This window comes from Labrys sp. (in: a-proteobacteria), from assembly GCF_047605565.1.
GTDB classification, from domain to species: Bacteria; Pseudomonadota; Alphaproteobacteria; order Rhizobiales; family Labraceae; genus Labrys; species Labrys neptuniae.
The window spans coordinates 306,482-331,056 of the sequence record NZ_JASGFM010000002.1 but is presented as its reverse complement, the minus strand read 5'-3'; the positions used below and the strand labels follow the sequence as shown (position 1 = coordinate 331,056).

At 64.1% G+C, this 24,575-nt stretch carries 28 protein-coding genes; 13 read left to right on the top strand and 15 right to left on the bottom strand.

Features of this window, described 5'->3' with window-relative positions; genetic code table 11:
• The first annotated feature begins 88 nt into the window (after positions 1–88).
• Positions 89–793 (top strand): DUF1045 domain-containing protein, encoded by a 705-nt coding sequence (locus QM672_RS03625; RefSeq protein ID WP_415080680.1) that lies wholly within the window; start codon positions 89–91, stop codon positions 791–793.
• A 24-nt stretch (positions 794–817) separates the two neighbouring features.
• Here the strand turns inward: QM672_RS03625 and QM672_RS03620 are convergent, their stop codons facing one another.
• Complete coding sequence (locus tag QM672_RS03620; RefSeq protein WP_311942313.1) at positions 818–1,192, bottom strand: winged helix-turn-helix transcriptional regulator; 375 nt, start codon at positions 1,190–1,192, stop codon at positions 818–820.
• Between the two features lie 103 nt (positions 1,193–1,295).
• Here QM672_RS03620 and QM672_RS03615 point away from each other — a divergent pair, with 103 nt between their 5' ends.
• From QM672_RS03615 to ribB, 6 genes are all read left to right on the top strand, one after another.
• Positions 1,296–2,309: a zinc-binding alcohol dehydrogenase family protein gene (locus tag QM672_RS03615; RefSeq protein ID WP_415080678.1), complete on the top strand. Its 1,014-nt coding sequence runs from the start codon at positions 1,296–1,298 to the stop codon at positions 2,307–2,309.
• Between the two features lie 318 nt (positions 2,310–2,627).
• Entirely contained in the window at positions 2,628–3,275 is a 648-nt protein-coding gene (locus tag QM672_RS03610; protein WP_311942309.1) for a DUF1007 family protein, read from the top strand.
• The gene (locus tag QM672_RS03605) at positions 3,272–4,252 is read left to right on the top strand and encodes a nickel/cobalt transporter (RefSeq protein WP_367623394.1); all 981 of its coding nucleotides are present in this window, start codon (positions 3,272–3,274) and stop codon (positions 4,250–4,252) included. The genes QM672_RS03610 and QM672_RS03605 overlap by 4 nt, the downstream gene beginning before the upstream one ends.
• Before the next feature lie 145 nt (positions 4,253–4,397).
• Positions 4,398–4,844 (top strand): sigma factor-like helix-turn-helix DNA-binding protein, encoded by a 447-nt coding sequence (locus tag QM672_RS03600; RefSeq protein WP_311942305.1) that lies wholly within the window; start codon positions 4,398–4,400, stop codon positions 4,842–4,844.
• Positions 4,841–5,191 (top strand): hypothetical protein, encoded by a 351-nt coding sequence (locus QM672_RS03595; RefSeq protein ID WP_311942303.1) that lies wholly within the window; start codon positions 4,841–4,843, stop codon positions 5,189–5,191. The genes QM672_RS03600 and QM672_RS03595 overlap by 4 nt, the downstream gene beginning before the upstream one ends.
• Positions 5,192–5,271: 80 nt before the next feature.
• A complete protein-coding gene (ribB, locus tag QM672_RS03590) occupies positions 5,272–6,567 on the top strand; it encodes a 3,4-dihydroxy-2-butanone-4-phosphate synthase (protein WP_415080675.1) in 1,296 nt (431 codons plus the stop codon).
• A 15-nt stretch (positions 6,568–6,582) separates the two neighbouring features.
• Here the strand turns inward: ribB and QM672_RS03585 are convergent, their stop codons facing one another.
• Positions 6,583–7,056, bottom strand: a complete 474-nt coding sequence (locus QM672_RS03585) for an Lrp/AsnC family transcriptional regulator (RefSeq protein WP_068284623.1) — start codon at positions 7,054–7,056, stop codon at positions 6,583–6,585.
• A gap of 160 nt (positions 7,057–7,216) precedes the next feature.
• On the opposite strand from QM672_RS03585, the gene ald reads away from it, so the two are divergent.
• A complete protein-coding gene (ald, locus tag QM672_RS03580) occupies positions 7,217–8,335 on the top strand; it encodes an alanine dehydrogenase (RefSeq protein ID WP_415080672.1) in 1,119 nt (372 codons plus the stop codon).
• 63 nt (positions 8,336–8,398) lie between these two features.
• Here the strand turns inward: ald and QM672_RS03575 are convergent, their stop codons facing one another.
• Entirely contained in the window at positions 8,399–9,589 is a 1,191-nt protein-coding gene (locus tag QM672_RS03575; RefSeq protein WP_415080670.1) for a sulfotransferase domain-containing protein, read from the bottom strand.
• Positions 9,590–10,047: 458 nt separating this feature from the next.
• Positions 10,048–11,019: an L-threonylcarbamoyladenylate synthase gene (locus QM672_RS03570; protein WP_367623396.1), complete on the bottom strand. Its 972-nt coding sequence runs from the start codon at positions 11,017–11,019 to the stop codon at positions 10,048–10,050.
• Between the two features lie 107 nt (positions 11,020–11,126).
• Here QM672_RS03570 and QM672_RS03565 point away from each other — a divergent pair, with 107 nt between their 5' ends.
• The 3 genes from QM672_RS03565 to QM672_RS03555 all read left to right on the top strand — a co-directional run bounded on the left by QM672_RS03565 (position 11,127) and on the right by QM672_RS03555 (position 14,826).
• Positions 11,127–12,893 carry an acyl-CoA dehydrogenase gene (locus QM672_RS03565; protein ID WP_415080668.1) on the top strand — a complete coding sequence of 589 codons (1,767 nt, stop codon included), beginning with the start codon at positions 11,127–11,129 and terminating at the stop codon, positions 12,891–12,893.
• A gap of 12 nt (positions 12,894–12,905) precedes the next feature.
• Positions 12,906–13,769 carry an SDR family oxidoreductase gene (locus tag QM672_RS03560; RefSeq protein WP_415080666.1) on the top strand — a complete coding sequence of 288 codons (864 nt, stop codon included), beginning with the start codon at positions 12,906–12,908 and terminating at the stop codon, positions 13,767–13,769.
• Between the two features lie 121 nt (positions 13,770–13,890).
• Entirely contained in the window at positions 13,891–14,826 is a 936-nt protein-coding gene (locus QM672_RS03555) for a histone deacetylase family protein (RefSeq protein WP_149251667.1), read from the top strand.
• 50 nt (positions 14,827–14,876) lie between these two features.
• Here QM672_RS03555 and QM672_RS03550 read toward each other — a convergent pair whose 3' ends face one another.
• From QM672_RS03550 to QM672_RS03530, 5 genes are all read right to left on the bottom strand, one after another.
• On the bottom strand, positions 14,877–15,323 hold the full coding sequence (locus tag QM672_RS03550) for a hypothetical protein (RefSeq protein ID WP_415080663.1): 447 nt from the start codon (positions 15,321–15,323) through the stop codon (positions 14,877–14,879).
• A gap of 142 nt (positions 15,324–15,465) precedes the next feature.
• The gene (locus tag QM672_RS03545) at positions 15,466–16,104 is read right to left on the bottom strand and encodes a hypothetical protein (protein WP_311942279.1); all 639 of its coding nucleotides are present in this window, start codon (positions 16,102–16,104) and stop codon (positions 15,466–15,468) included.
• Between the two features lie 109 nt (positions 16,105–16,213).
• Positions 16,214–16,474 (bottom strand): hypothetical protein, encoded by a 261-nt coding sequence (locus tag QM672_RS03540; protein ID WP_068284643.1) that lies wholly within the window; start codon positions 16,472–16,474, stop codon positions 16,214–16,216.
• Positions 16,475–16,560: 86 nt separating this feature from the next.
• Complete coding sequence (locus QM672_RS03535) at positions 16,561–16,986, bottom strand: TIGR02301 family protein (protein WP_311942275.1); 426 nt, start codon at positions 16,984–16,986, stop codon at positions 16,561–16,563.
• Complete coding sequence (locus QM672_RS03530) at positions 16,983–17,468, bottom strand: NUDIX hydrolase (RefSeq protein WP_415080660.1); 486 nt, start codon at positions 17,466–17,468, stop codon at positions 16,983–16,985. Before QM672_RS03530 ends, QM672_RS03535 begins: the two co-directional genes overlap by 4 nt.
• Here QM672_RS03530 and QM672_RS03525 point away from each other — a divergent pair.
• Together QM672_RS03525 and QM672_RS03520 are read left to right on the top strand one after the other, a co-directional pair.
• Entirely contained in the window at positions 17,467–18,096 is a 630-nt protein-coding gene (locus tag QM672_RS03525) for an SOS response-associated peptidase (RefSeq protein WP_415080658.1), read from the top strand. The genes QM672_RS03530 and QM672_RS03525 overlap by 2 nt on opposite strands.
• Positions 18,097–18,205: 109 nt before the next feature.
• Positions 18,206–18,535: a hypothetical protein gene (locus QM672_RS03520; protein ID WP_415080656.1), complete on the top strand. Its 330-nt coding sequence runs from the start codon at positions 18,206–18,208 to the stop codon at positions 18,533–18,535.
• An 11-nt stretch (positions 18,536–18,546) separates the two neighbouring features.
• Here QM672_RS03520 and QM672_RS03515 read toward each other — a convergent pair whose 3' ends face one another.
• The 6 genes from QM672_RS03515 to QM672_RS03490 form a co-directional block, all read right to left on the bottom strand.
• Complete coding sequence (locus tag QM672_RS03515) at positions 18,547–19,602, bottom strand: D-alanyl-D-alanine carboxypeptidase family protein (RefSeq protein WP_415080654.1); 1,056 nt, start codon at positions 19,600–19,602, stop codon at positions 18,547–18,549.
• Between the two features lie 124 nt (positions 19,603–19,726).
• On the bottom strand, positions 19,727–20,452 hold the full coding sequence (locus QM672_RS03510; protein WP_415080652.1) for a 3-keto-5-aminohexanoate cleavage protein: 726 nt from the start codon (positions 20,450–20,452) through the stop codon (positions 19,727–19,729).
• A gap of 14 nt (positions 20,453–20,466) precedes the next feature.
• Positions 20,467–21,072, bottom strand: coding sequence for an NAD(P)H-dependent oxidoreductase (locus QM672_RS03505; protein ID WP_415080650.1), 606 nt, complete (start codon positions 21,070–21,072; stop codon positions 20,467–20,469).
• Position 21,073: 1 nt separating this feature from the next.
• Entirely contained in the window at positions 21,074–22,492 is a 1,419-nt protein-coding gene (locus QM672_RS03500; RefSeq protein ID WP_311942257.1) for an FAD-binding oxidoreductase, read from the bottom strand.
• A 217-nt stretch (positions 22,493–22,709) separates the two neighbouring features.
• Positions 22,710–23,228 (bottom strand): gluconokinase, encoded by a 519-nt coding sequence (locus QM672_RS03495; protein ID WP_311942255.1) that lies wholly within the window; start codon positions 23,226–23,228, stop codon positions 22,710–22,712.
• A gap of 108 nt (positions 23,229–23,336) precedes the next feature.
• Positions 23,337–24,563, bottom strand: a complete 1,227-nt coding sequence (locus QM672_RS03490) for a class I SAM-dependent RNA methyltransferase (RefSeq protein ID WP_415080648.1) — start codon at positions 24,561–24,563, stop codon at positions 23,337–23,339.
• Positions 24,564–24,575 lie beyond the last annotated feature (12 nt).

Below are 24,575 nucleotides of genomic sequence, written 5' to 3'. Positions count from 1 at the left end.
AGGGACTTTGGAAACAACAAATTATGGCATCGATCTCACCTTCGGGATCAAGTTCGATGCTGCAGAGCAGGTTTATGGATGTTCGAGAATGGCGACACGCTACGCGATCTATTATGTGCCCGCTGCAGATTCGGCGCTCTGGCGCTTCGGCAGCGAAGTCCTGGGCTACGATGCCTTTACCGGCCGGGACGTGCCGCAATGGCACCCTGCCCTTGCCTCGGCGTCCGCCTGGCATGAGATGACCGCCGATCCCCGGCTCTATGGCTTCCATGCCACCTTGAAGGCTCCCTTCCGCGCGGCCGAGGGCGTGGACGAAACGGCTCTTGCATCGGACTTCGTTGCCTTCGCCAAGACCCATCGGCCGGTCGATCTCGGCGCCTGGGCCATTCTGCCGATTCCGTCCTCGCGCGACGGCCGCGCCTTTCTCGCCATGGTGCCCGCCGAGCCGCCGGCCGAGCTGGCCGTCCTCGAGAGCAGCATCGTCAGGCATTTCGACAGGCTGCGTGCGCCGCTCACGCCCTCCGAAATCGCGCGCCGCAACCCGGACCGCCTGAGCGAGCGCCAGCGTGGCTATCTCCATGCCCATGGCTACCCCCATGTGCTCGAAGAATTCCGCTTTCACATGACGCTGTCGGGCGCCATCGAGAATGCCGCGGCCATCGGCGAACACCTGGACGCCCGAGCCCAGGAGCTCGAGGTCGCTCCGCATTTGCGCATCGACCGCCTCGGCCTGTTTCGCCAAGAGGATGGCGGGCGTTTCCAGGTGATCGACGTCGCCACGCTCCAGGGCTGACGGCGGCGGCTTTCCTGGGATGGATCAGGCCGCGTCTGCCTTTTCGGCGGCATGCGGCTTGCCGTACAAGCCGATATGGGCATCCCCCCAGGCCTTCAGCGCCAGCAGGACCGGCTCCATGCTGCGGCCGAGGGGGGAGAGGCTGTATTCCACTTTGGGCGGTACCTGCGCATAGACCTTGCGCTCGATCAGCGCGTCCTCCTCCAGTTCACGCAACTGGTTGGTCAGCATGCGCGGCGTGACATTGGCGATGTGGCGGCGGATCTCGCTGAAGCGCAGCGTGCCGGCGAGCAGATGGAACAGGATGATCGACTTCCACTTGCCGTCGATCAGGCCGATGGCTGCCTCGACCGAACAGCCCGGCGTGCAATCGAACCGCGAATGGCGCGCTTTGGCCATGACAGTATCCTTTGTGATACTATAGGCGTTTTTTGTGCATATTGACGATAAGCAATCATAAGCACAAGTTCCGCCCATAGCAATCAGCGACGAGGAACGAGCCATGAAAGCAATCGGATACAGGACAGCCGGCGCCATCGACAGCACCACGGCGCTCGAGGACTTCGAGCTGCCCCGGCCCAAGGCAACCGGCCACGACATTCTGGTCGAGGTCGCGGCAATCTCCGTCAACCCGGTCGATACCAAGGTGCGCCGCAGGGCCTCGCCTGAAGCCGGTGAGTGGAAGGTGCTGGGTTGGGACGCGGTCGGCAGGGTGGCCGAAATCGGCGAGGCGGTTACCGCCTTCAAGCCCGGCGACGAAGTGTTCTATGCCGGCTCGATCACCCGGCCCGGCGCCAACAGCCAGTTTCATCTGGTCGACGAGCGCATCGTGGGCCACAAACCCAAAAGCCTGTCGAATGCAGAGGCTGCGGCCCTGCCTCTGACGGCGATCACGGCCTGGGAGATGCTGTTCGACCGGCTCGACATTCGCCGCCCCGTGCCCGGAGCGGCCAATGCCATCGTGATCGTCGGCGGCGCCGGCGGGGTCGGGTCGATTGCCATCCAGCTCGTCCGCGCGCTGACCGATGTGACGGTCATCGCCACTGCCTCGCGCCCGGAGACACAGGACTGGGTACGCGAGTTGGGCGCCCATCACGTCGTCGACCACAGCAAGCCGATCGCCGAACAGATTGCGGCGCTCGGAATCGGAGCACCCGCCTTTGTCTTTTCCACCACCGAGACCCACCGCCACCTCGACGAGATCGTCGAACTGATCGCCCCGCAGGGCCGGTTCGGGCTCATCGACGATCCCGAAGCCTTGAACATCATGGGCTTCAAGCGCAAGGCGGCCTCGATCCATTGGGAACTGATGTTCACCCGCCCGATCTTCCAGACGCCGGACATGGACGAGCAGGGCAAACTGCTGAACGAGGTCGCCGCACTGATCGACGGAGGCAGGATCCGCACCACGCTCAGCCAGGTGCTGCGTCCGATCAATGCCGAAAATTTGAAGCAGGCCCACGCCCTGATCGAAAGCGGGCGCGCCAAGGGCAAGATCGTGCTGGAGGGCTTCTGAGAAATGCGAGCGGCGCGCGGGCGCTGAGTTCCCGCGCCCGTGAAGAGTTCGGGACAACCCGGCCGCGTTGACAGGTTCCGAAGCCGGAAGCTGTTATCAAACAGCGCGCTCCCGGACCAAAGGCTGTGGCGTTTTGCGATTTGGTTGAATCACCAAGCATCGCAAAGACGCGTCGAACCAAAGAGTCAGAGCAAAAAAGCATTCACGCCTGAACGCGCTTTGCTCTAGGGAGCGCCATGCTTCCGCCCCACTCGGCGGGTTACAACCCTCCGAGTGGTGAATCGCTACAGCTCCCGCCCTCTGCAAACCGGATCGTTCATGCGTTCGCTTCTTCTCGCCACCGTGCTGCTCGGTTGTCTCATTGGACGGGCTGCGGCCCATCCGCATGTCTTCGTCAATTCGGCCAGCGAGATCGTCTACGACGACAAGGGGCGAGTAACCGGCGTCAAGCAGCACTGGACCTTCGACGAGGCCTTTTCTTCTTATGCCACGCAGGGGCTGCAGCAGAGCGCGAATGGTGGCTACACCCGCGAGGCTCTCGCTCCTCTGGCCCAGACCAATGTCGAGAACCTCAAGGATTTCGGCTACTTCACCTTTGCCAAGCTCGGCGGCAAGGAGCTTTTGTTCAAGGATCCGGTCGATCCTTATCTCGACTTTACCAACGGCGTCCTGACCCTGCATTTCTTCCTGCCCCTGTCCTCCCCGCAGACACAGGGGCAGAAGGCCTTGGCAATCCAGATCTACGACCCGACCTATTATGTCGCGTTCACCCTTGATGACGAGACCCCTGCCAAACTCGACGGTTCCCCACAGGGTTGCGCACTCAACGTCATCAGGCCCAAGCCGCCGAGCGAGGACCAGAAGGCCGCCGCCCTGCAGCTCGACGAGGCCTATTTCAGCGCACTGGACCAGAACAAGGATTTCGGTGCCAAATTCGCCAACAACATCCAGGTGAACTGCCCGTGATTGCGGGGACAGGCCGTTTTGCCAAGCGGGTCGCGCAGGCGGCACCAGCCGTCCTGGTCCTGCTTATGCTGATGGCCGGCGAAGCGCTGGCCCAGAAAAGCACGCCCTTTGGTATCAGCCGGCCCGAACAATCGATCACCGGTCCCGCCAGTCCCTTCCTGGCCTGGATCCTCACCGAGACGGCGCGCTACTACCAATTGCTCGTCGATGCCTTGAAGGAATCCAAGCAGAACGGCACGGCCAGCCTGGCGCTGATCACCCTCAGTTTCGGCTATGGCGTCTTCCACGCGGCCGGCCCCGGCCATGGCAAGGCGGTGATTTCCTCCTATCTGTTCGCCAATGACGAGGCGGTGAAGCGTGGCATCGCGCTGTCCGGCGCCTTCGCCCTGGTGCAAGCGCTGTCCGCCATCGCCATGGTGTCGGTGCTGGCCGCCATCCTCAACGTTACCGCCCAGACCATGGATGCCTCCACCCTGATGCTGGAGCGTCTCTCCAACTTCATGGTGATGGCGGTCGGCGCCTGGCTGTTCTGGCGCAAGGGTCGCGCGCTCTGGGGACTGATCGCCGCTCGTTTCGGCCTGCCCGGCGCCAGCATCCACGTCCATGACGCCAATTGCGGGCATCTCGCCTTGCCGACCGACAGCGACACCGCCAAGCGCAACAATATGCGAGCCATCCTGGCCGCCGGCCTCAGGCCCTGCACGGGTGCCATCATCGTGCTGGTGTTCGCCTGGCGGCAGGGAATCTACGGCTCGGGCATCATCGCGACCTTCGCCATGGGCCTGGGTACCGCCCTCACCATCGCCGTCATCGCCACCGTCGCGGTGATGGCCAAGAGCCTGGCCGTGCGCCTTGCCGCCCCGCAGAGCTTTGCCGCCGCCGTCACGGTGCGCACGCTCGAAATGGGCCTTGCCTTCATGGTCTTTGCGCTCGGGCTCATCCTGCTGGCCGGCGTGATAAATTTACCCTCTGCATAGGCTCCGTCATCGCCAAAATGCTTGGCCCCCAAAAAGCTGCGCAGTATGATGCGGCAAGGCGTGCCGAGAGGCGCGCCCAGCGCGAATTTCCGGCTCAATCCGCAGGGAGAAGCGGCCAGCCGGGGGGCGGCCGGAGGATCGACCGATGGGCCAGCAGATAGAAGCCGTCGTCCAGCGCCTGAGGCGCTTTGCCCGGGCGCTCAGCCATGATTCCGATGGGGCGGATGCGCTGGTCCTGGAGATCCTGTCCGCGCATGAAGGCAAGCGTCTCGACTATCCCCGCCTGCTCACGGCGCTGATCGCCCGCCGCCGCGACCTCGACGACCGGGAAAACCAGCTCAAGGCACAGCGGCCGCCGATGAAGGCCGGCTGCTCCAGCCATCCCGACATCCTGCGCGCCTTCGACCGCCTGCCCCTGACCGATCGCGAGGTCCTGGCGCTGATCATCATCGAAGGCCTGGATTATGAGACGGCGGCGGCCGTGCTGGCGGTGCGCGAAGAAGCCTTCATCGCCCGCCTCACCCGGGCTCGCGAGGCCTTTTCGCGCCAGGTGGACGGCCAGCGCCATGCCGTGCTGCGGATCGTGAAATGACCGAACCGACCCGCATTCCCGACCGGATCTTCAACGCCCTGGTCGATGGCCGGCTCTCCGCGCGGGTCGAGCGCGAAACGCGCGAAGCGCTGGAAACCGACCCCCAGGGCAGCGAGCGTGCCGCCACCTGGCAGCGCCAGAGCGAAGCCTTGCATGCCGCCCTCGCCCCCATCGTGCGGGAGCCCCTGCCCCTTTCGATGATGCTGAAACTGCGTCACGACAAGCCGGTTGCCTGGCATCGTGACAGCACGCTTTGGACCTATGTCGGCATTTTCGCAGCCGGAGTCGCCGTCGGCCTGGCTCTCGACCTCGCCACGCCGACCTTGCGGGCCTTGATCGGGATCTGATAATATTGATTTTTCAGTAATACTGAAATTCATTCCACATTTCGGTTGAAATTAAAATTCTTCGTGCCTACCTTGGCACCATGAAACTCGACGCCTGGCTCAAACAGACCGCCACCCCCCGCAGTGCCTTCGCCAAGACGGTGGCGCTGTCGCCTGCGAGCATCACCGCCCTGTGCAATGACGAGACGGCGTGGATTTCCCGCGAGACCGCCGCGCGCATTGCCGAAGCAACCGGTGGCAGCGTCACTCCCAATGATTTTCTGGGCCTTGCCCCGGTTCGAGACACCCTCAAGGAGACTGTCGTGTCCCATCAGAAGATTCAGGCCGCCATCGAGGCCTTTGCCCGTGGCGAGATCGTGGTGGTGGTCGACGACGACGACCGCGAGAACGAAGGCGACCTGATCATCGCCGCGAGTCATCTCACCACCGAGAAGATGGCCTTCATCATCCGCCATTGCTGCGGCATCGTCTGCGCCCCCTTGACGCTGGAAGAGGCCAAGCGCCTGCGCCTCGATCCCATGGTATCGCAGAACGACGCCCCGCTCGGCACGGCCTTCACCGTCACTGTCGACGTCAAGCACGGCCTGACCACCGGCATCTCGGCCGAACAGCGCGCCAACACGGTGCGGGCGCTCGCCAATCCCAATATGGGCGCCACGGATTTCGTGCGCCCCGGCCACATCTTCCCGCTGATCTCCAAGGAAGGCGGCGTGCTGATGCGCTCCGGCCACACCGAAGCAGCCACCGACCTGTGCAAGCTCGCCGGCCTGCCCCAGGTCGCCGCGATCTGCGAACTCGCCAATGATGACGGCACCGTCAAGCGTGGCCCCGAAGTCGCGGCCTTCGCCGAAACCCATGGCCTGCATGTGGTCTCGATCGCCGATCTCATCGCCTTCCGCCAGGCCCGCGAAAAGCTGGTCGAGCGGGTGGCGACCTTCACCGTGGAAAGCGAGATCGGACCGCTCACCGCCTACGCCTACACCACGCCCTATGACGAGGTGCAGCAACTCGCTTTCGTCTATGGCAAGATCGGGGACGGCGAGAACGTACCGACCCGCCTGCACCGCGCCGACGTGGTGACGGATGTGTTCGGCGGCGCCAAGACGCTCGGCAGTTCCCTCACCAAGTTCAAGGAAGTAGGCCGGGGCGTGATCGTCTATCTGCGCGACGGTACTGCGGGCGTCCCCATGGTGACGCACGGCTCGGACCACGGCTCGGAAGCCGCGCGCAACGAGCAGTGGCGCGAGGTCGGGCTCGGCGCCCAGATCCTGCGCGACCTCGATGTCTCGTCGATCAAGCTGCTCTCGACCAAGCCGCGCACCTATATCGGCCTCTCGGGCTTCGGCATCGAGATCAAGGGCACGGAGACGGTCTGAAGACCGCCCCTCTCTTCACACCGGCAGCGCAGTCGTCTTCTTGACGCTGCGCAAAGCCAGTGTCGATTGCACGCGGACCACACCGGGAAGCTGGGTCAGGATCTCGGTGTGGATGCGCTCGAAATCGGCGGCATCGGCATAGGCGACCCGCACCATATAGTCGGCGGCACCGGCCAAGAGGCAGCATTCCGTCACTTCGGGATGGCGCTGGATCGCCGCCTCGAAGGCATCGAGCGCACCGCGTCCCTGCTGGTCCAGCGTGACGAGCACGAAGGCCACCCCCGGCAGGCCAGCTTCCTTCTCATCGAGCAGCATGACATAGCGCGAAATCAGTCCGCGCTCTTCAAGAAGCTTGACCCTTCTCAAGCAGGCGGAGGGCGACAAATTGACCTTCTCTGCCAAGTCGACATTGGTCAGGCGCCCATCGGCTTGCAACAGCCTGAGAATGGCACGGTCGCGGATATCGAGCGAGATCTCGGATCTTGGCATAAACAGCGATCATTGGATCAATTTGTCGCATACTATGCGACAGAACGCCCTGAACACCAGACTTTTCCGCGAGAAATTGCGCGATTTCCGCGCCAACATGCCTTTCTAGCCTAAAGCCCGACGACAAGGGCTGGCTTCATCACCATACAAGGCGAAAACAATGCTGATCGGCGTCCCCAAGGAAATCAAGGACAATGAATTTCGCGTCGGCCTGATCCCATCTTCCGTTGCGGAACTGGTGCATCACGGCCACAAGGTCTGGGTGGAAACCAATGCCGGCGTCGGCGCCGGCCTCTCGGATGCCGATTATATCGGCGCCGGTGCCGAGATCGTCGACAACCCCGACATCCTCTTCGCCAAGGCGGAGATGATCGTCAAGGTGAAGGAACCGCTGGCGGTCGAGCGCCGGAAGCTGCGCCAGGACCAGATCCTGTTCACCTATCTCCACCTGGCTCCCGATGCCGAACAGACGCATGACCTCGTCGCCTCCGGCGCCGTCTGCATTGCCTATGAGACCGTGACCTCGGTCACCGGCGCCCTGCCCCTGCTGACGCCGATGTCGGAAGTCGCCGGTCGCCTGGCACCGCAGGTCGGCGCCCACAGCCTGGAGAAAGCCCAGGGCGGGCGCGGCATCCTGCTGGGCGGTGTTCCCGGCGTTCCGGCAGCCGAGGTCGTCATTCTCGGCGGCGGCGTCTCGGGCACGCATGCGGCGACGATTGCCGTCGGCATGGGGGCGAAAGTCACCGTGGTCGACCGCTCGGCCGAGGCTCTCAAGCGGCTTGCCGCCCAGTTCGGCACGTCGATCTCCACCGTGTTCTCGACCCGCTCGGCCATCGAGGAACTGGTGAAGCGGGCGGACCTCCTGATCGGCACGGTACTGGTTCCCGGCGCGGCGGCTCCCAAGCTCGTCAGCCGCGACATGGTGCGCAGCATGAAGCCTGGCGCAGTGATTGTCGACGTGGCGATCGACCAGGGTGGCTGCATCGAGACCTCGAAGGCAACCACCCATTCAAACCCGACCTATGTGGTGGATGGCGTAGTGCATTACTGCGTCGCCAACATGCCGGGCGCGGTGGCGCGCACCTCGACCTTCGCGCTCAACAACGTCACCCTGCCCTTCGCAGTGGCGTTGGCGGACAAGGGCTGGAAGCAGGCGCTGCGCGACGACGCGCATCTGCGCAACGGCCTCAACGTCGTGGATGGCAAGATCACCTGCCACCCGGTCGCGGAAGCGCATAATCTGGCTTATGTCAGCGCAGAAAGCCTTCTGCAGGCCTGACCATGACGGCGACCGGGGGCATCGGCAGGGATGCCCCCCGGGCGCGACCTTCCCGGGCCAAAATCAGTGCGATGACACCGAGGCTGCCGCATCGGTTGCCCTGAATGGCACCGGAACCGGCCTGACCTTGGTCCTCGTCAAGAGCTTGGCAGCGACGAAAACACAGGCGGCCGGCACGATGAGATCATCGATACGCCCGCCCATCAGCGAATTCGGAATCAGATTGTACAGGAAAGCGTAATAAAGACCGGCGATGGCCAGCAATCCCGCCGCTATGAGCGGGTTTCGTCTTTTGCCCAGCAGCCTCATCTTGCGCCTGAAATAGCGCCTCGCCCGCATCGCAAAGGAAGGACGGAGTGTCGCCCCGGCGGCAGCCGGAAGCGGCGACGGCGCGGCAACCTGGTCGGTCCCCGCGGCAAGGATACGCGCAGCCTGTGTCTTCATCATCTGGACATAGGGGTCATCCTGAATTTCAGGATAGGCCGCCATCATGTCCATGATCATCATGACCGTCTCCGGCTTGAGGTCCATGCCGCGACCGGCCTTGCCGACATTGATGCGGCTGCCCTTGGATTTCGCAGCCTCCAGGCCGGCGGCAATTTGCGCCGTAGTTGCCGGGATACCGGCAAACGTCAGCATCTCGCCTATCGCCTTGTCCGGATCGGCAATGAAATCCTCATACATGAAGATCCGCGCGGCCTTCGAGCTGCGCCACCCCATGTAGAAATTGATATACCAGGGCATCGCCAGCATGGCGATCATGTGCTCGAGCTCGGCTCGGTCCCGGCTCAAATGCTGCTTGTCGAGATAGAAGAAGGGATTGACCGGGCTCTCGCGATGCACATGGTCCCGGATGCTGACTACGACATCGAAAAGGCTGCGGATCAGGACGATGATGGAGACATCGTAGTCGCTGCACAGCTCCTCGGTCCAGGTGCTATGCTTGATATGGTGCTGCGCGACATAGTCGAGCTTGGCGTTTTGGGCCAGGCAGATTTCACAAAGTTCCTGCTCGCGGCGTCCGTAACTTGGAATCAAATTGATTGAATTAAGGTTCACCGCGTTTGCTATGGCACTGCTTATGAATGTCGAAGCCGATTTCGGCATGCAGGCCACAAGAACATGGTGCGACATCGCGTCTCCTTCGCTCGAACAATTGATCTCCATGATCGGGTAATTGTCTTTGCTACTCAGCGCCCCCCAGCAACTACCCAGCGTGATACCACAGGAAACATACTTTCCCGGCTGGTTCAACCTACGGTTAGTCTCTGTTTTTCCACTGAGGCCAGCATTCGGCAGACGGGCGATAAGAGAACGCCGGCTCTCGTCCAAAGTTCCAGGCTCGACAAACCATTCAACGGTTACGCGTCTTACTGACCGCCCCCGACAAAACCGCAATATCTATCATTCTGGAATCATTACAAAAATGAACTCGGATGGATCACGTCGGGCCAAAAGCCACGAAGGTCGAACCAAGATGTGGGGATATGCTGAATTCGCTGTCGGCGCCTGACACCAACTGCCTAACCCGCACTTATCCGATCAACAAAAATTTATTCCTCGAGGACTGCACCCTTCACCTGCGGCGACCAGGAAGCAAGACCGCGAAGGACGGAGCCACTTAATCGGCGACATGACACGGTGTCACGACACCTTCATCTCGGTGACGTCAGCACCACCCGTTCAGCCGGGCGAGTCGCCGGCCAGTTGCCCTATCGTTCGGCGGCAGCGCGAGCGAGCCTGTCGCGTATGGCTTCTCCCAGTCCGTCGCCGGGAATGGGAGCGACGGCTATGGCATGAATGTCGGCCCGGTCGAGCAGGCGCAGCATGCCGAACAGATTGGCGGCGGCCTCGGTCAGATCGCCGCTAGGACTGAGATTGGCAGCGATGCGAGCCCGCCCATCCCCACCCGGGCCAAAGCCGAGCCAAGCCTCGTCCGGTCCGGCTTCCTCGGCATCGAGCCTGACATGGGCCCGAGGCGCATAGTGGGACGCCAGCATGCCAGGCGCCACCGGCTCGTCGCCGGCGCCCTCCGGCCCCTCGGCGAGCGCAAAGCCGAGCACGTCCTCGATCATGTCCCGCGACAGGCCGCCGGGACGCAGCATCGCCACGCGATCGCCGAGGCACGACAGGATGGTCGATTCGACACCGACCTGGGTGGCGCCGCCATCCACGATGGCATCGATGCGGCCATCGAGATCGGCCGCGACATGGGCGGCCGTGGTGGCGCTGACATGGCCGGAGCGATTGGCCGAGGGTGCGGCGACGGGGCGGCCGACCGCCTCGAGCACGGCATGGGCCACGGGGTGGTCGGGCACGCGCAAAGCGACGCTGTCGAGCCCAGCGGTCGCGATCTCGCTGACCGTGCAGCTCGGCGCCTTCGGCACCACCAGAGTCAATGGTCCCGGCCAGAACGCCAGCGCCAGGCGCTCGGCCGCCGGCGAGAAGACGCCCTGGCCACGGGCGAGCTCGAAAGAAGCGAGATGGGCGATCAACGGATTGAAGCGCGGACGGCCCTTGGCCTCGTAGATGCCTGCGACCGCCCGGCCATTGGTGGCATCGGCGCCCAGGCCATAGACCGTTTCGGTGGGAAAGGAGACCAGCCCCCCCTCCACCAGGATGCGTCCCGCCGTCGCCAGGGAAGATGGGTCCGCCCCGAGATGCAGAGTGTTTCGATGTGTCATCCGGGCTCGCCGTCCGCTCTTTTGTTGATCGATGCGTGATGCGCCATTGCCCGTAGCCACGCATTCCGTCAAGGTCGAAGGCGCGCAATGGAGTTCAAGAACCAACAATGACCTATCAAGCGCCTGTCGCCGACATTGCCTTCTCGCTTCGTCACGTCGCTGATGTCGATGCGCTGCAGAGCGAGGGGCTGTTCCCCGAGGCAACGCCGGATCTCGTCGACACCATCCTGGAGGAAGCCGGCCATTTCGCGACCGATCGCATTGCTCCGCTCAATCGCGAGGGCGACCGGGTCGGCGCCCGGCTCGAGCAGCAGGGCGTGGTGACCGCTCCCGGTTGGCGCGAGGCCTATGCCGACTGGAGCGGCGGCGGCTGGAACGGCCTGGCGGGGCCGGTCGAATTCGGGGGCCAGGGCCTGCCCCTGCTGCTCAATGCCGCCTGCCTGGAAATGTGGAACTCGGCCTCGATGGCCTTCGGCATCGGGCCTGTGCTCACCATGGGCGCGGTCGAGGCGCTCGTCGCCCATGCCACGCCGGATCTGCGCGAGACCTATCTCGCCAAGCTGGTCAGCGGCGAGTGGACGGGCACGATGAACCTGACCGAGCCGCAGGCCGGCTCCGACCTCGCCGCCTTGCGCAGCCGAGCCGAACGGCGGGACGACGGCAGCTACCGCATCTTCGGGCAGAAGATCTTCATCACCTATGGCGACCACGACCTGACGCCCAACATCGTGCATCTGGTACTTGCCCGCCTTCCCGACGCGCCGGCGGGCACGCGCGGCATCTCGCTGTTCCTGGTGCCGAAATATCTGCCCGATGCCGAGGGCAATCCGGGCCGGCGCAACGATGCCTTCTGCTCCGGCCTCGAGCACAAGCTCGGCATCCATGGCTCACCGACCTGCATGATGGTGTTCGGCGACGAGGGCGGCGCCATCGGCTATCTGGTCGGCGAGGAGCATAAGGGCCTGGCCTGCATGTTCACCATGATGAACAATGCCCGCCTCGCCGTCGGTCTGCAGGGGGTCGCCATTGCCGAGCGGGCCTATCAGCAGGCGCTCGCCTATGCGCGCGAGCGCCGCCAGGGCAAGAGCCCGCTCTGGCAGAATGGCGGCATGAGCCCGATCATCGAACATCCCGATATAAGGCGCATGCTGCTGGAGATGCGGGCGAAGACCGTGGCAGCCCGCGGCATCTCCTACCTGCTTGCCGCGGCAATCGATCGCTCCCATCACGAGACCGATGTCGACAGGCGTAGACAAGCTGCCAACCGCGCGGCCCTGCTCACCCCTGTGGCCAAGGCTTTCTCCACCGATATCGGCAACGAAGTCGCCTCGCTCGGCGTCCAGATCCATGGCGGCATGGGTTATATTGAGGAAACCGGCGCCGCCCAGCATTTCCGCGATGCCCGCATCGCCGCGATCTATGAGGGCACCAACGGCATCCAGGCGATCGACCTCGTCACCCGCAAGCTACCGCTCGAAGGCGGGGACGTTGTCAGGGCGTTCATCGCCGAACTACGGGAAACCGTCGCGGCCGTCGCGGCCAGCGAGCGCTTCGCCGCGCTCGCGCCCTCGTTAGGGCGCTCCGTCGATGCCCTGGAGCGCGCCACGGCCTATATGCTGGCGCCCCGCGAGCAGCCCGAAGACGTCCTGGCCGGCGCCACGCCCTATCTGCGCGTCTTCGCCATCGCCGCCGGCGGCGCCGTGATGGTGAAGGAAGCGCTGGCCGCCGCCGCCATCGATCCCCACGAGCCCGCCAACCGCCTGCGCATCGACACCGCACATTTCTATGCCACGCAGATTTCGCCGCAGGCCGAGGGGCTCGCAGAAAGCGCGGTTAGCGGCTACGTTGCCGCCGGACTCGAAACCGTTCTCTGACAGGACTCCTGAATGTCGCTTGCCAACAAAACCCTGTTCATCACTGGCGCCTCGCGTGGCATCGGGCTCGCCATCGCCTTGAAGGCAGCCAGGGATGGCGCCAACATCGCCATTGCGGCCAAGACCGAAACCCCCCACCCCAAGCTCGAAGGCACCATCTATACGGCCGCCGAAGAGATCGAAAAGGCGGGCGGCAAGGCCCTGCCGCTGGTGGTGGACGTGCGTGACGAGGACAGTGTCAAGGACGCCTTCGCCAAGACGGCGGCGCAGTTCGGCGGCATCGACATCGTGGTCAACAACGCCTCGGCCATCCAGATGACCAAGGCCGCCGATACCGACATGAAGCGCTACGATCTGATGAACCAGATCAACGCGCGGGGCACCTTCCTGGTCTCGAAGACCGCCCTGCCCTATATCGAAAAGGCCGAGCAGCCGCATATCCTGATGCTGTCACCGCCTCTCGACATGAAGGAGAAGTGGTTCGCGCCCCATACCGCCTATTCCATCGCCAAATACGGCATGAGCCTGGTGGTGCTCGGCCTTGCCGGCGAGACGCGCGGGCGTATCGGCGTCAACGCCTTGTGGCCCCGCACCACCATCGCCACTGCCGCGATCAAGAACATCCTCGGCGGCGACGCCCTGATGCGCCGCTCGCGCAAGCCAGACATCCTGGCTGACGCCGCCTATCGCATCTTCCACAAGCCGGTCAGCTTCACCGGCAACTTCCTGATCGACGACACTTTTCTCCATGGCGAGGGCGTCACCGATTTCGAAGCCTATCGCGCGGTCCCGGGCGAAACCCTGGCGCCCGACTTCTTCGTGCCCGACGATTCCGTACCGCCCCCCGGCGTGGTAATCGGGGAGGCCATGCACTAGAGCAAAGCGCGTTTAGACGGAAACGCCTGTTTGCTCTAGTCCTTCATTTCGACGCGTCCTTGTGGTTCTTGCCGATGTCGGCACATCGCAAGACGCCATAGGTCGCAGGGAGATATCCGGCATGACGACGCTGTTGGTCACGCACCCGGCCTATGCCCGCCACGAGACGCCGCGAGGGCATCCCGAGCGGGTCGACCGCATCCTGGCGGTGGAAGCCGTGCTGGCTACTCCCCTGTTTGACGGGCTGGAGCGCGTCCAGGCGCCGGAGGCCTCGATCGACATGATCGAGGCCTGCCATCCGCGCGCCTATGTCGAAACCTTGCAGCGCCTGAGCCCGCATGACGATGAGGGCTTGGCGCAGCTCGACGGCGACACCTCGATGTCGTCGGGCAGCTTCGAGGCAGCGCTACGCGGCGCCGGCGGTGCGACGCTGGCGGTCGACCATGTCATGACCGGCAAGGCCAAGAACGCCTTCAGCGCCTCGCGCCCGCCCGGCCATCATGCCGAGCCGCAACGGGCAATGGGCTTTTGTCTCTTCAACAATGTCGCCATCGCCGCCCGCCACGCCCAGAAGGCGCATGACGCCGAGCGAGTGGCGATCGTGGATTTCGACGTGCATCACGGCAACGGCACCCAGGCGATCTTCTGGAACGACCCCAGCGTGCTTTATGCCTCCACCCACCAGATGCCGCTCTATCCGGGCACGGGCGCGCCCAGCGAAACCGGCGAGGCCGGCACCATCGTCAATGCCCCGCTCAGGCCCGGCCAGGGCGGCAGCGAATTCCGCGAGGCCATGCAGAACGTAATCCTGCCGCGCCTGCAGGACTTCGCGCCGGATCTCATCCTGATTTCAGCCGGTTTCGATGCCCATGAGCGCGATCCGCTTGGCGGGCTCAATTTCGTCGAGGAGGATTATGCCTGGGCGACCTCGGTGCTGATCGATCTCGCAGCCAGGACCGCAGGCGGGCGCATCGTCTCCGTGCTCGAAGGCGGCTATGATCTGACCGCCCTCGCCCGCTCCAGCGCCGTGCATGTCGCCACCTTGATGCAGGCTTGAGCCTTGTAGGCGATCTGACGAAATCGCTGCGGCCTACCACCGACACGGGATTACGAATCGATTTCCAGCCGAACATAGACGACGCCATCGCGCAGCTCCGGTGTCACCGCGCTGAGATCGAGATCGCCGAGATCGTGTCCCCAAATGCCGTAAGTACCGTCTGTGCCGTTGCGATTGGCCAGTCCCTGGCGCTGATCCGGCGGAATGATCGGTTGACGCGTCGTCTTTTCTTCCTCGGCATAGATATGCCGGTAGATGGCGCCGATCTGCCTTGCGAGTTCGGCACGCGTAAAGCCTGCATCATCGGCCGACTTTAAGGGAAAGCTGAATGCCGAGCGCAACGGATAGTCGGCGATCACGATGATATTCCGGCAAGGCAGAACGATCTGCTCCGCATCCTCCATGCCGGCAATGCTCTTGTCCGGATTTTGCAGATGGACATAAGGGCTGAAAGGGTAGGCTTTATCGACCGGGTCGCGTTTGACGCGAAACGTCACTTCGTCTGGTATCCTGCCGTGGCAGCTATTGCCGGCACCAGCAAGGGCCGTCGGTGCCCACACAGCCATCGCCGCGATTGCAGTCGCAAAAGCTGCGATCCGCGTTCTTCTTACCGGCGGCAACATGATGTTGTGGGGGATATCAATCCCCGTCCTCGAAGAACTGCCACTTGCCCTGCGGGCTGATGCCGAGGCGGTAGAAGGAATAGACGCCCTTGTCCTGCATGTCCTGGAAATCGCCGGCCGTGATCAGGCGAAACAGCTCGACCATCTGCGGGCCGGTCAGCTTGTTGAGGGGATAGCGCGCGAAATAGGGCCAGACATAGGCCTCCTGCGGCGTGCCGACATCGACATGGACATAGCCCGCCTCGAGCACGTCGTCCATGATGGCGAGGATCTCCCGGCCCTTCGGATCGCCGGCCAGAAGCTTCAGCGTCGCGATCGGATCGTCGCTCTCGCCACCGGGCAGATCCGGATTGCCGCCATTGGCGGCAAAGATCGGGCGCAGTGATTCAAGTTCGCCCGTCTTGATCGCCGTCAGCAGTTTCTGCCGCAGTTCCCTCACCGGTGCCGGCAGGTCGGCGTCACCATAGAAGACCTGGGGCGTGGCCTGGGAGGCTGCGCTGTCGTCATTTGCGGGCGTGGTGACCGTCACCGTGGGGGTCTGAGTGCTGACGGGCGGTGACGAGCCCGGCGCATTCTTGGTCGTATCGTTGGCCGCCTGCGACGGCACGGCGCCGAGCAGGGTGGCTGCGAGAGCGGCAAGGGTTATCAGGCGCATGGGCGGCATCAATCCGGGATCAGGCGAATCACGGTATTCGCTCGGCGCCAGCCTAGCCACAGCCGCGTCCGAATGCGAGCCTTCCCGGACGCCTGCCGTCCGTCACATTCTATTGATGGGTTCCCTTGACCGTGAACTCGCCATTGCGCACCCGCTCGGGCAGGCGCTCGGCAAAGCGGGCGACGGGTTCCTCGCCATAGGTCGCGACCAATTCCTTGAAGGCCGCAAAAAGAGCCGCATTGGCCACGCAATCGCCGTCGATGCCATCAAGAATGGCCTCTTCCCAGGCCTGCAGCAGATAGTCGAGCGCTGCCCGCCGGGCATCGTCTGCGGCGAATTGCTGTTTCAGATGGGTAACGCGATCATACATGACAAAATCCTGCCGCAGCGATGGCTGCGGGCGAACCGGACCATAGCATGCTGGTGTCCCAGGAATAGACACTTCCAAATTAATCGTTAACGGCCGTAACGCGCTTCCAGTGCCTTGATGATGCTGCCGCTCTCATCGAGATAGAGACGGATCACCGTCCCGGCAGCTTCGTTGCAGCTGCGATAGCTCTCGCTGAAACTGCGATAGCCGCGATTGAAGGCACCGGCGAAGCGTGCCTTGGCGGCCTCGTCGAAGCCCTGTGCCTCGGCCAGCGCGTTCATCTTGTCCCGCCAGGCCGGCGCATCCGCAAAGCCGCACAGGCCGCGCAGGTAGTGCAAGGCTCCCATCAGTTCGGCGAGCCGCAGCAATTGCGGCTCATAGGGGGCGATCTGCGGAGCCGTTGGCGCCGGCGGTGGCTGCACCGGCTTGGGCGGCGGCGTCTGAGCGTAGGCCGCTGCCACGATCGTTCCGAATGCCAGCAAGGCGGCTGGCAGGACCTGGCGGCCGCTCACAGCATCCTCCTGGCAGCGGCAACGATATCAGCCAGTCCGTCGGTCAGCGGCAGGCCGTCGAGGGTGACGGCATCGGCCCAGCGAAAGCTCAAGGTTTCCTCGCTGAGCCGCGGCTCCCCCTGCTCCGAACGCCCCACGAAGACCGCGACCACGAAATGACGTTGCACGATCCCCGCTTCATCACGGGCGATCACCTCGTGATGGCGGACGAAGCCGGCGATCTCGATCTCCAGCCCGGTCTCCTCATGGACTTCCCGCCTTACCGCCGCTTCCAGGTTTTCACCCAGTTCCACCACACCACCCGGCAGCGAGAACAAACCCTGTCCCGGTGCTCGCGCCCGCTCGCCCAGCAACACCCTGCCGTCGCGGAAGAGAGCGATGCTGGCTGCAAGAATCGGTCTGGCGGGATAGGATCGCGGCGCTTCCGTCATGGCGCCACTATTGGCGGCGGCGCCCTGCCCCGCAACCCCTTTCGAGGTCATGACCGGCCGTTTTGCGCTCACCCATTCGCCACGAGAGGTGCGGGACTGGTTCGGCTATGTCGAGGAGCCGGATTTCCCGCCGCGTACCAATATCGCACCGAGCCAGCCTGTTGCCGTCGTGCATGCCGACTTCTCGGCCCGGCACTTCACTCTCATGCGATGGGGCTTCATCCCGGCCTTCATCAAGGACACGGCCGGCTATCCGCTGCTGATCAACATCCGCTCGGAGACGGTGCAGGAGAAGCCTTCCTTCCGCAACGCCTTTGCGCGGCGGCGGTGCCTGATACCGGCGGACGGTTTCTACCAATGGCAAAAGCAGGGGCGCACGAAACTGCCCTATTTGCTGCGCCGGCCCGGCGGCGGCCTCATGGCCCTGGCCGCCATCTGGGAGACCTGGTCGGGCCATGACGGCAGCGAGATCGACACGGTCGGCCTTCTCACCACCGATGCCAGCGGCACGCTGGCGGCGCTCGGCGACCGCAGCCCGGTGCTGATCGAGGCCGACGCCATGGCCTTCTGGCTCGATCCGCTGACCAAGCCTGGAGAAGCAGCCGCCCTGCTGCGGCCGCCGGCCGCCGATAGGCTCGAACTGGCGCCGGATGCACCGGATCTGAGGCACGGTCTTTGACCCCTCGCCATGCCGAAGCCGAATATGGCGCGTGTTCAAATTCTTAGCGAAATCTTGTGAGAGAGGACGTTTTCCTGTTCGACGAGATTCGATTCCCGAAGGAAAGACGATGATGAAGACCCTAAAGCGTTTTCCAGAAAAGTTGATAGACTTTTCGATTAAGAAAACGCGTCAAAACAATAAGTTAGAGAAAAAGAGCGATTCGAGAAAATCACGCTTTGCTCTATCCGCAACCCTCGCGCTTACAGCCGCAGCAGCCCTCGCCAGCTGCAGTGCAGGCGTTGGGGTTGGCAGCGCGACCTACAGCGCCGATGAGCGAGGGTCGACCTATTGCTCACGCAGCGTCGGCGCCAGCATCGAGGCTCCCGACGCAAGCGGCAGCGGCGTGCACCGCCAGCGCGGCTGCGTGACGCGGCCTGCCGATGGCGGCGAGGACTGAACCTCGCCGCATCATCCGCGCTTCGGCTTGGCGGAGGTCGAGGTCTTTTCGGGCTTGGCGGGGCTGGGGGTCAGCCAAGTCGTGATCTGGCGTACCTTCTTGGCGGCCTCGGCCTGCGCGAGATAGCTGGTCTGCCCAGGCAGCCCCATGGGATAAGCTGCATCGCGCATTCGCTCATAGTCCCGCGTTTGCTCGCCGCATTGCTTTGCCCGCATGTCCGGGGGGCTGCGCTTGGTGTCGTTGGCAAGGGCGGAGAGCGTGGTGTTGTCGGGCGAAAGCTCGCCGGTAAACGCCTGGGTCAGATACATCGCCGCCCGTTCGTTGCGTTCGCGCTCGGTCGTCGCGCCCATCACGACCACCATGACCTGCCTCCCGCCTCTTTCGGCGAGAGCGACCACATTGTTGCCCGACGCGCAGAGATAGCCCGTCTTCAGGCCTCTGGCGCCGTCAAAACGGGTCAGCAACTCGTTGTGCGATTCCACGGTCTTTCCGTCGATGACGACAGCCGATGTCTCGAAGAAGCGACGATATTGCGGGAACTGCCTGTCAATGGCGATGCCCAGCAGCGCCATGTCGCGCGCCGTCGACTTCTGCCGGCGGTCGAACAATCCGTTCGGGTTCACAAATCGGCTTCCTGTCATTCCCAATCGCCTGGCGGCGTCATTCATCGACTTGACGAAGGCCTCCTCCGAGCCGGCAACCGTTTCGGCGATGGCCATGGCGACATCGTTGGTGGAGCCCGAAATCATGGCGAAAAGAGCGTCCTCCATGGTCATGGTGCTGCCGACATGCAGCCCCGAGTCGAGGAACTTCTGGCTCGCAGCATGTTTGGAAAGCACCACCGGCGTCTCCAGCGACACACGCCCGGCGCGAATGGCCTCGAAGGTGACGAAGGCCGTCATCAACTTGGTTGTCGAGGCTGGAAACCAGGGACGCCCTGCCTCCTCGGCATGGAGCACCTGATCATTCGCGACATCGACGACGAGAATGGGCGTCGCATCTGACGCGCGCGCAGGGCCGTGAAGCGCCAAAACCAGCGCCAGGCATCCAAGACTCTTCCAAAACATTCTATCCGTATCCCTTTCGGCCGCCGAAGCAGCCCAATCAATCAAGCGTTTCTATGACGTTCGCTTCCGACCTTTTTGCGACATGCACAACGGCCGATCGGCGCTGGAACGAACCGCCCGGCGGTCAGCCACCCGCCCGCGCCGCGAGCACCACCGCGGTGCGCAGCAGTTCGGCATTGTCGGCGGCCCTGTTCCCATCGGGCAGATCAGCGCCATCCTCGAGGCCGATGCGGCGGTCGAGACCCCGGCGGACGGCTTCGTCATGCATCGGCCATTGGGTCAGGTCGCTGCCGTGCAGCTGGACCGGCAGGCCGAGATTGGCGTGGCTGAGGACAGCGAGGATCTCGTGGGCGACATGCAATCCTGCCGCCGCTTCCTGTTCCTCGATCTCCACGAGCACGCGCAGGCAGCGCTCCGCGGAAGGCAGCGCCACCAGGCGCAAGGCGTCGGCGACCGTGGCCAGGCCCGCTTCGATGCCGATGCGGCGCTGGATCATCAGCGCCATGATCTCCGGCGCGTCCTCCTCGCCGAGATTGACCGAAACATAATCCGGCAGAACCTGCCATTCGCGGATTGGCGCCTGGCGCGCCCGACCGATCGGCGGGATGGTCCATAGGGTCGAGATGCCGACAGGCACGTCCGGCACGCTCATGCGGATAGCCTGCAAGGCCGCGGCGATATCGGCCGGCTCCAGGCTCTGCTCGCCATTCCGCCCGCGGGGATGGACATGCAGTTCCTCGGCACCGGCAGCGACGGCCGCCTTGGCATCGCGCGCCAATTCGGCCGGCGTGCAGGGCAGTGCCGGGTGGAAATCGCGGCTCCTGCTGCCGTTCAGGCAAGCTTGCAGCATCGTCCTCTCCCTGATCACGTCTCCGCGGCGAGATCCCGCACCTGCAGCGCCAAGGCCTTCGCATCCGTGAGCCAGCCGGCCCGCTCGGCCGCGGTGCTGGTGGTGACCACGCCATAGAGCGCACGCCGTACATGGTGGACGCCACAATAGCGCAAAATGCCCTCCCGCCACATGCGATCGAGCGGATCGCCGAAATCGGCCTGCTCGCGCTCCAGAGGCGTATTGCCGGTGTTGAGCACCAGCGCGGCGCGCGCCCGCAGGAGCCCCTGCGGCACGTCGCCCCGATCGTCCCCCTTGGCAAAACCGTAGGCGGCGCCCGGCGCGAAGACCCGATCGATCCAGCCCTTCATGATCGCGGGCGGCGCGCCCCAGCAATTGGGATGGATGACCGCCATGAGATCGCAGGACTGCAGCTCGGCGATATGGGCCCGCACCAGGGCATCCTCGCTCGGGCGGCCGCGAGCCTCGTCGGCGGTCAGCAGCGGATCGAAGCCCTCGGCGGTCAGGTCGTGATAGGCAACGTCGCAGCCAGCCTCCAGCCAGGTCCGTCGCACCGCCTCGGCCAAGGCATGGTTGAAGCTCGCCGGCGCGGGATGGCCGATGACGACCATCGCCCGCATGTCAGAGCACCTTGCCGGGATTCATGATGCCCTTGGGATCGAGCGTCGCCTTGATGGCGCGCATCATCTCGAGCTCTACCGGGTCCTTGACCCCGGGCAGCAGCTTGCGCTTGGCTTGGCCGATGCCGTGCTCGGCCGAGATGGAACCATGAAACTCGGCGACGATGGCGTGGACGATCTCGTTGGTCTTTTCCCACTTATCCAGGAAAGCCTGCTTGTCGCCGCCCACCGGCTGGGAAATGTTGAAGTGGATATTGCCGTCGCCGAGATGGCCGAAGGGCAAGGGACGAGCACCCGGAATGAAGGCCTCCACGGCCGCGATGGCCTTGTCGAGGAAGGCCGGAACCAGGCGGATCGGCACCGAGACGTCGTGCTTGATCGAGCCGCCCTCGAAGCGCTGGCTTTCCGACAGCAATTCGCGCAGGCGCCAGAAATCGGCGGCTTGGTCGAGCGAGGCCGCGATCACGGCGTCGCGGGCATAACCGCGCTCATAAGCCGTCATCAGCATCGCCTCCAGCGCCTCGTTCACGCCGCCTTCCGCGGAGGTTGACACCTCCAGCAGCACATACCAGGGATAGCTGCCCTCGATGGGGTCGCGCGCATCGGCAACATGGCGGATGACGAAATCGATGCCGATGCGCGGCATCAATTCGAAAGCCGTCACGGTGCCGCCGCCGTTTTCCCGGGCAACGTTCAAGAGCGCCAGCGCCGCCGCCGGATTGTCGACGCCGATGAAGGCCGTGCCGACGGAGCGAGGCCTGGGAAACAGTTTCAGCACCGCCGCGGTGACGATGCCGAGCGTGCCTTCGGCGCCGATGAAGAGGTTCTTCAGATCGTAGCCAGTGTTGTCCTTGCGCAGATGGCGCATGCCGTGCCAGATCCGCCCGCCCGGCAGCACGACCTCCAGGCCCATCACCAGATCGCGCGTATTGCCATAGGCGATCACGCCGGTGCCGCCGGCATTGGTGCCGATATTGCCGCCGATGGTGCAGCTCCCCTCCGAGGGCAAAGTGAGCGGGAAGAAACGCCCGGCCGCCTCCGCCGCCTCCTGCACGCGCTGCAGCGTCACGCCGGCCTCGACATCGATGGTATTGCTGTCGGGGTCGACGGCACGAACCTTGTCCAGCCGCTTGAGCGAGATCAGCAGCTCATTGCCTTCCGCATGCGGAACCTGGCCGCCGACCAGGCCGGTATTGCCGCCCTGCGGCACGATCGGGGTATCAGTCTCGTCGGCCAGCTTGAGGATCGCCGCAACCTCGTCCACCGTCCCTGGCAGCAGCACCAACGGCGTCTTGCCGTGATAGCGGTCGCGCCATTCCTTCAGGAAAGGCTGCTGGGCATCCGCATCGGCAATGGCGTAGCGCTCGCCGACCAGAGCAGCGAAGCGGGCAAGAAGTTCAGGAGAAAGCAGGGCGGACATGGAATGGGTATCCTGGCTACGGCGTTTTGCGATTGCCGAACGCAACCGGAATCGCAAAGACGCGCCAAAATGAAGGAGTCGGAGCAAGGCGCGGTCATACTTGAACCTGCCTTATCCTAGAGCAAAGCGCGTTTATGCATAACCGCTGCTTTGCTCTAACTCTTTGTTTCAACGCGTCTTTGCGATTCTTGGTGCTTCCAAGAAATCGCAAAACGCTTTAACGGGCAAGCTGGCGGAGCGCATTGGCGACGATCGCGTCGGGTTCCGCCTCGATCGAAACACGGATCGGCGCCTCGTCGGCTCCCGGGGGTTCCAGCGTGGCGAACTGGCTGGCGAGCAGACTCGGCGGCATGAAATGGTCCTTGCGCTTGGCCAATCGGGCCGCGATCACTTCGGCGCTACCTTCGAGAAAGACGAAGCGGACATCCACATGCCCATTCCGCAGGGCATCGCGATAGCCGCGCTTGAGTGCCGAGCAGGCGACGACGCCGTGTTGCCCCGCCCCTCTCAGTTCGGCGATCCAGGCGGCGATGGCCGCAAGCCAGGGCCAGCGATCCTCGTCCGTCAACGGGATGCCGGCATGCATCTTGGCGACATTGGCCGGCGGGTGGAAGGAATCACCATCGCGGAACGTCCAGCCAAGCCGGAGCCCGAGCCGCTCGCCGATGCTGCTCTTTCCAGCACCGGAAACACCCATGACGATGAGGGCAGTGGGAAGAGGCGGCTCTGAAGTCATGACATTTCCTGGAGCAGAATGCGGTCTGGTTGAGATCATTCTCTAGATCAACTCGCGGGTGCCAGGAGCATTTTGCGGCTCCTGACGATTCCATCCAATTGCAAAACGCTATCTTCGCTCGAACACGCCGACCAGTTCGACATGGCCGGAGTGGCGGAACTGATCGACCGGCGTCACCCTGACGAGCCGGTAGCCCCCGGCAATCAACAGTGCAGCATCGCGGGCAAAGGTCGTCGGGTTGCAGGAGACACCGACGATACGGCGTAGCTTGGCAGCGGCAAGGCGTTTGGCCTGCGCCTCCGCGCCGGCGCGCGGTGGATCGAACACCACGGCATCGAAGGGCTTGAGTTCCTCGGCCAGCAAGGGACGGTGAAAGAGATCGCGCACGGTGGCGCCGACAGGCTTCAGTCCCTGGGCTCGCCGAGCGGCCCGGTCGAGCGCCGATATTGCCGGCTTGTCCGAATCGAAAGCCTGCACATGCATGGCGTCCGCCAGCGCCAAGGCGAAGGTGCCGCAGCCGGAGAAGAGATCGGCAATGCGCTTGGCACCGGCAAGGCCCCCGCGCACCAGGGCCGTAAGGGCGGCATCTGCCTCGGCCGTCGCCTGCAGGAAGGCGCCCGGCGGCGGCGAAACCTCCACCGTCCCGAACCGCACTACCGGCGCCCGGCGTTCGATCACCACGTCGCCATGGTTGGAAAGCCGGGCCAGGTCGAACTGCCGGGCAAGGTCGCTGAGCCTCAACCGCATCTTGTCGTCGACGCGACCGGCGCCGCGAATGTCGCAGTCGAGGCCGGTGATCGTGGCTGTCAGCACCAGGTCAAGCGGCTTGCCGAGACCGCGCAATTGCTTTTCGAGCGCCCGCGCCGCCTCCAGGCCGCGGTTCAATTCCGGCACCAGGATCGGGCAGGCGTCGAGTTCGACGATGGCATGCGAGCGGGCCTCGGCAAAGCCGACCTTGCCCTTGCGGGCATGCAGGGTTGCCCGGCGCCGGCCGCGGCCATGGGCATCGACAAGCGGCTCGACCGGCGCTTCGATGCCGGCCTGCTTCAGTGCATCGACCACCAGGTCCCGCTTCCAGGCCTGGTACGCCGGCACCGACAAATGCTGGACGGCACAGCCGCCGCAATGCGTGAAATGGGGGCAGAAGGGTTCGATGCGATCCGGGCTCGGTTCCTGCAGGGCGACCAGCCGCCCCCGCTCTCCGGCCACCTCGGCCAGGACCGTCTCGCCCGGCAAGGCATAGGGCACGAAGACCGGGCCCGGCGCGATGCCGTCACCGCGATGCCCCAGCCTTTCGATCTTGAGTTCCAGCGATGTCTCAACGTGCTGATTCACGATCTCAACTTC

Coding starts and splice junctions, on each gene's coding strand:
- QM672_RS03515 (WP_415080654.1), bottom strand. CDS start 19,602: ATGTTTTGGAAGAGTCTTGGATGCCTGGCGCTGGTTTTGGCGCTTCAC.
- QM672_RS03555 (WP_149251667.1), top strand. CDS start 13,891: ATGACGACGCTGTTGGTCACGCACCCGGCCTATGCCCGCCACGAGACG.
- QM672_RS03530 (WP_415080660.1), bottom strand. CDS start 17,468: ATGACCTCGAAAGGGGTTGCGGGGCAGGGCGCCGCCGCCAATAGTGGC.
- QM672_RS03560 (WP_415080666.1), top strand. CDS start 12,906: ATGTCGCTTGCCAACAAAACCCTGTTCATCACTGGCGCCTCGCGTGGC.
- QM672_RS03565 (WP_415080668.1), top strand. CDS start 11,127: ATGACCTATCAAGCGCCTGTCGCCGACATTGCCTTCTCGCTTCGTCAC.
- QM672_RS03500 (WP_311942257.1), bottom strand. CDS start 22,492: ATGTCCGCCCTGCTTTCTCCTGAACTTCTTGCCCGCTTCGCTGCTCTG.
- QM672_RS03620 (WP_311942313.1), bottom strand. CDS start 1,192: ATGGCCAAAGCGCGCCATTCGCGGTTCGATTGCACGCCGGGCTGTTCG.
- QM672_RS03525 (WP_415080658.1), top strand. CDS start 17,467: ATGACCGGCCGTTTTGCGCTCACCCATTCGCCACGAGAGGTGCGGGAC.
- ribB (WP_415080675.1), top strand. CDS start 5,272: ATGAAACTCGACGCCTGGCTCAAACAGACCGCCACCCCCCGCAGTGCC.
- QM672_RS03615 (WP_415080678.1), top strand. CDS start 1,296: ATGAAAGCAATCGGATACAGGACAGCCGGCGCCATCGACAGCACCACG.
- QM672_RS03595 (WP_311942303.1), top strand. CDS start 4,841: ATGACCGAACCGACCCGCATTCCCGACCGGATCTTCAACGCCCTGGTC.
- QM672_RS03505 (WP_415080650.1), bottom strand. CDS start 21,072: ATGCGGGCGATGGTCGTCATCGGCCATCCCGCGCCGGCGAGCTTCAAC.
- QM672_RS03600 (WP_311942305.1), top strand. CDS start 4,398: ATGGGCCAGCAGATAGAAGCCGTCGTCCAGCGCCTGAGGCGCTTTGCC.
- QM672_RS03520 (WP_415080656.1), top strand. CDS start 18,206: ATGATGAAGACCCTAAAGCGTTTTCCAGAAAAGTTGATAGACTTTTCG.
- QM672_RS03625 (WP_415080680.1), top strand. CDS start 89: ATGGCGACACGCTACGCGATCTATTATGTGCCCGCTGCAGATTCGGCG.
- QM672_RS03510 (WP_415080652.1), bottom strand. CDS start 20,452: ATGCTGCAAGCTTGCCTGAACGGCAGCAGGAGCCGCGATTTCCACCCG.
- QM672_RS03570 (WP_367623396.1), bottom strand. CDS start 11,019: ATGACACATCGAAACACTCTGCATCTCGGGGCGGACCCATCTTCCCTG.
- QM672_RS03585 (WP_068284623.1), bottom strand. CDS start 7,056: ATGCCAAGATCCGAGATCTCGCTCGATATCCGCGACCGTGCCATTCTC.
- ald (WP_415080672.1), top strand. CDS start 7,217: ATGCTGATCGGCGTCCCCAAGGAAATCAAGGACAATGAATTTCGCGTC.
- QM672_RS03540 (WP_068284643.1), bottom strand. CDS start 16,474: ATGTATGATCGCGTTACCCATCTGAAACAGCAATTCGCCGCAGACGAT.
- QM672_RS03495 (WP_311942255.1), bottom strand. CDS start 23,228: ATGACTTCAGAGCCGCCTCTTCCCACTGCCCTCATCGTCATGGGTGTT.
- QM672_RS03610 (WP_311942309.1), top strand. CDS start 2,628: ATGCGTTCGCTTCTTCTCGCCACCGTGCTGCTCGGTTGTCTCATTGGA.
- QM672_RS03545 (WP_311942279.1), bottom strand. CDS start 16,104: ATGCGCCTGATAACCCTTGCCGCTCTCGCAGCCACCCTGCTCGGCGCC.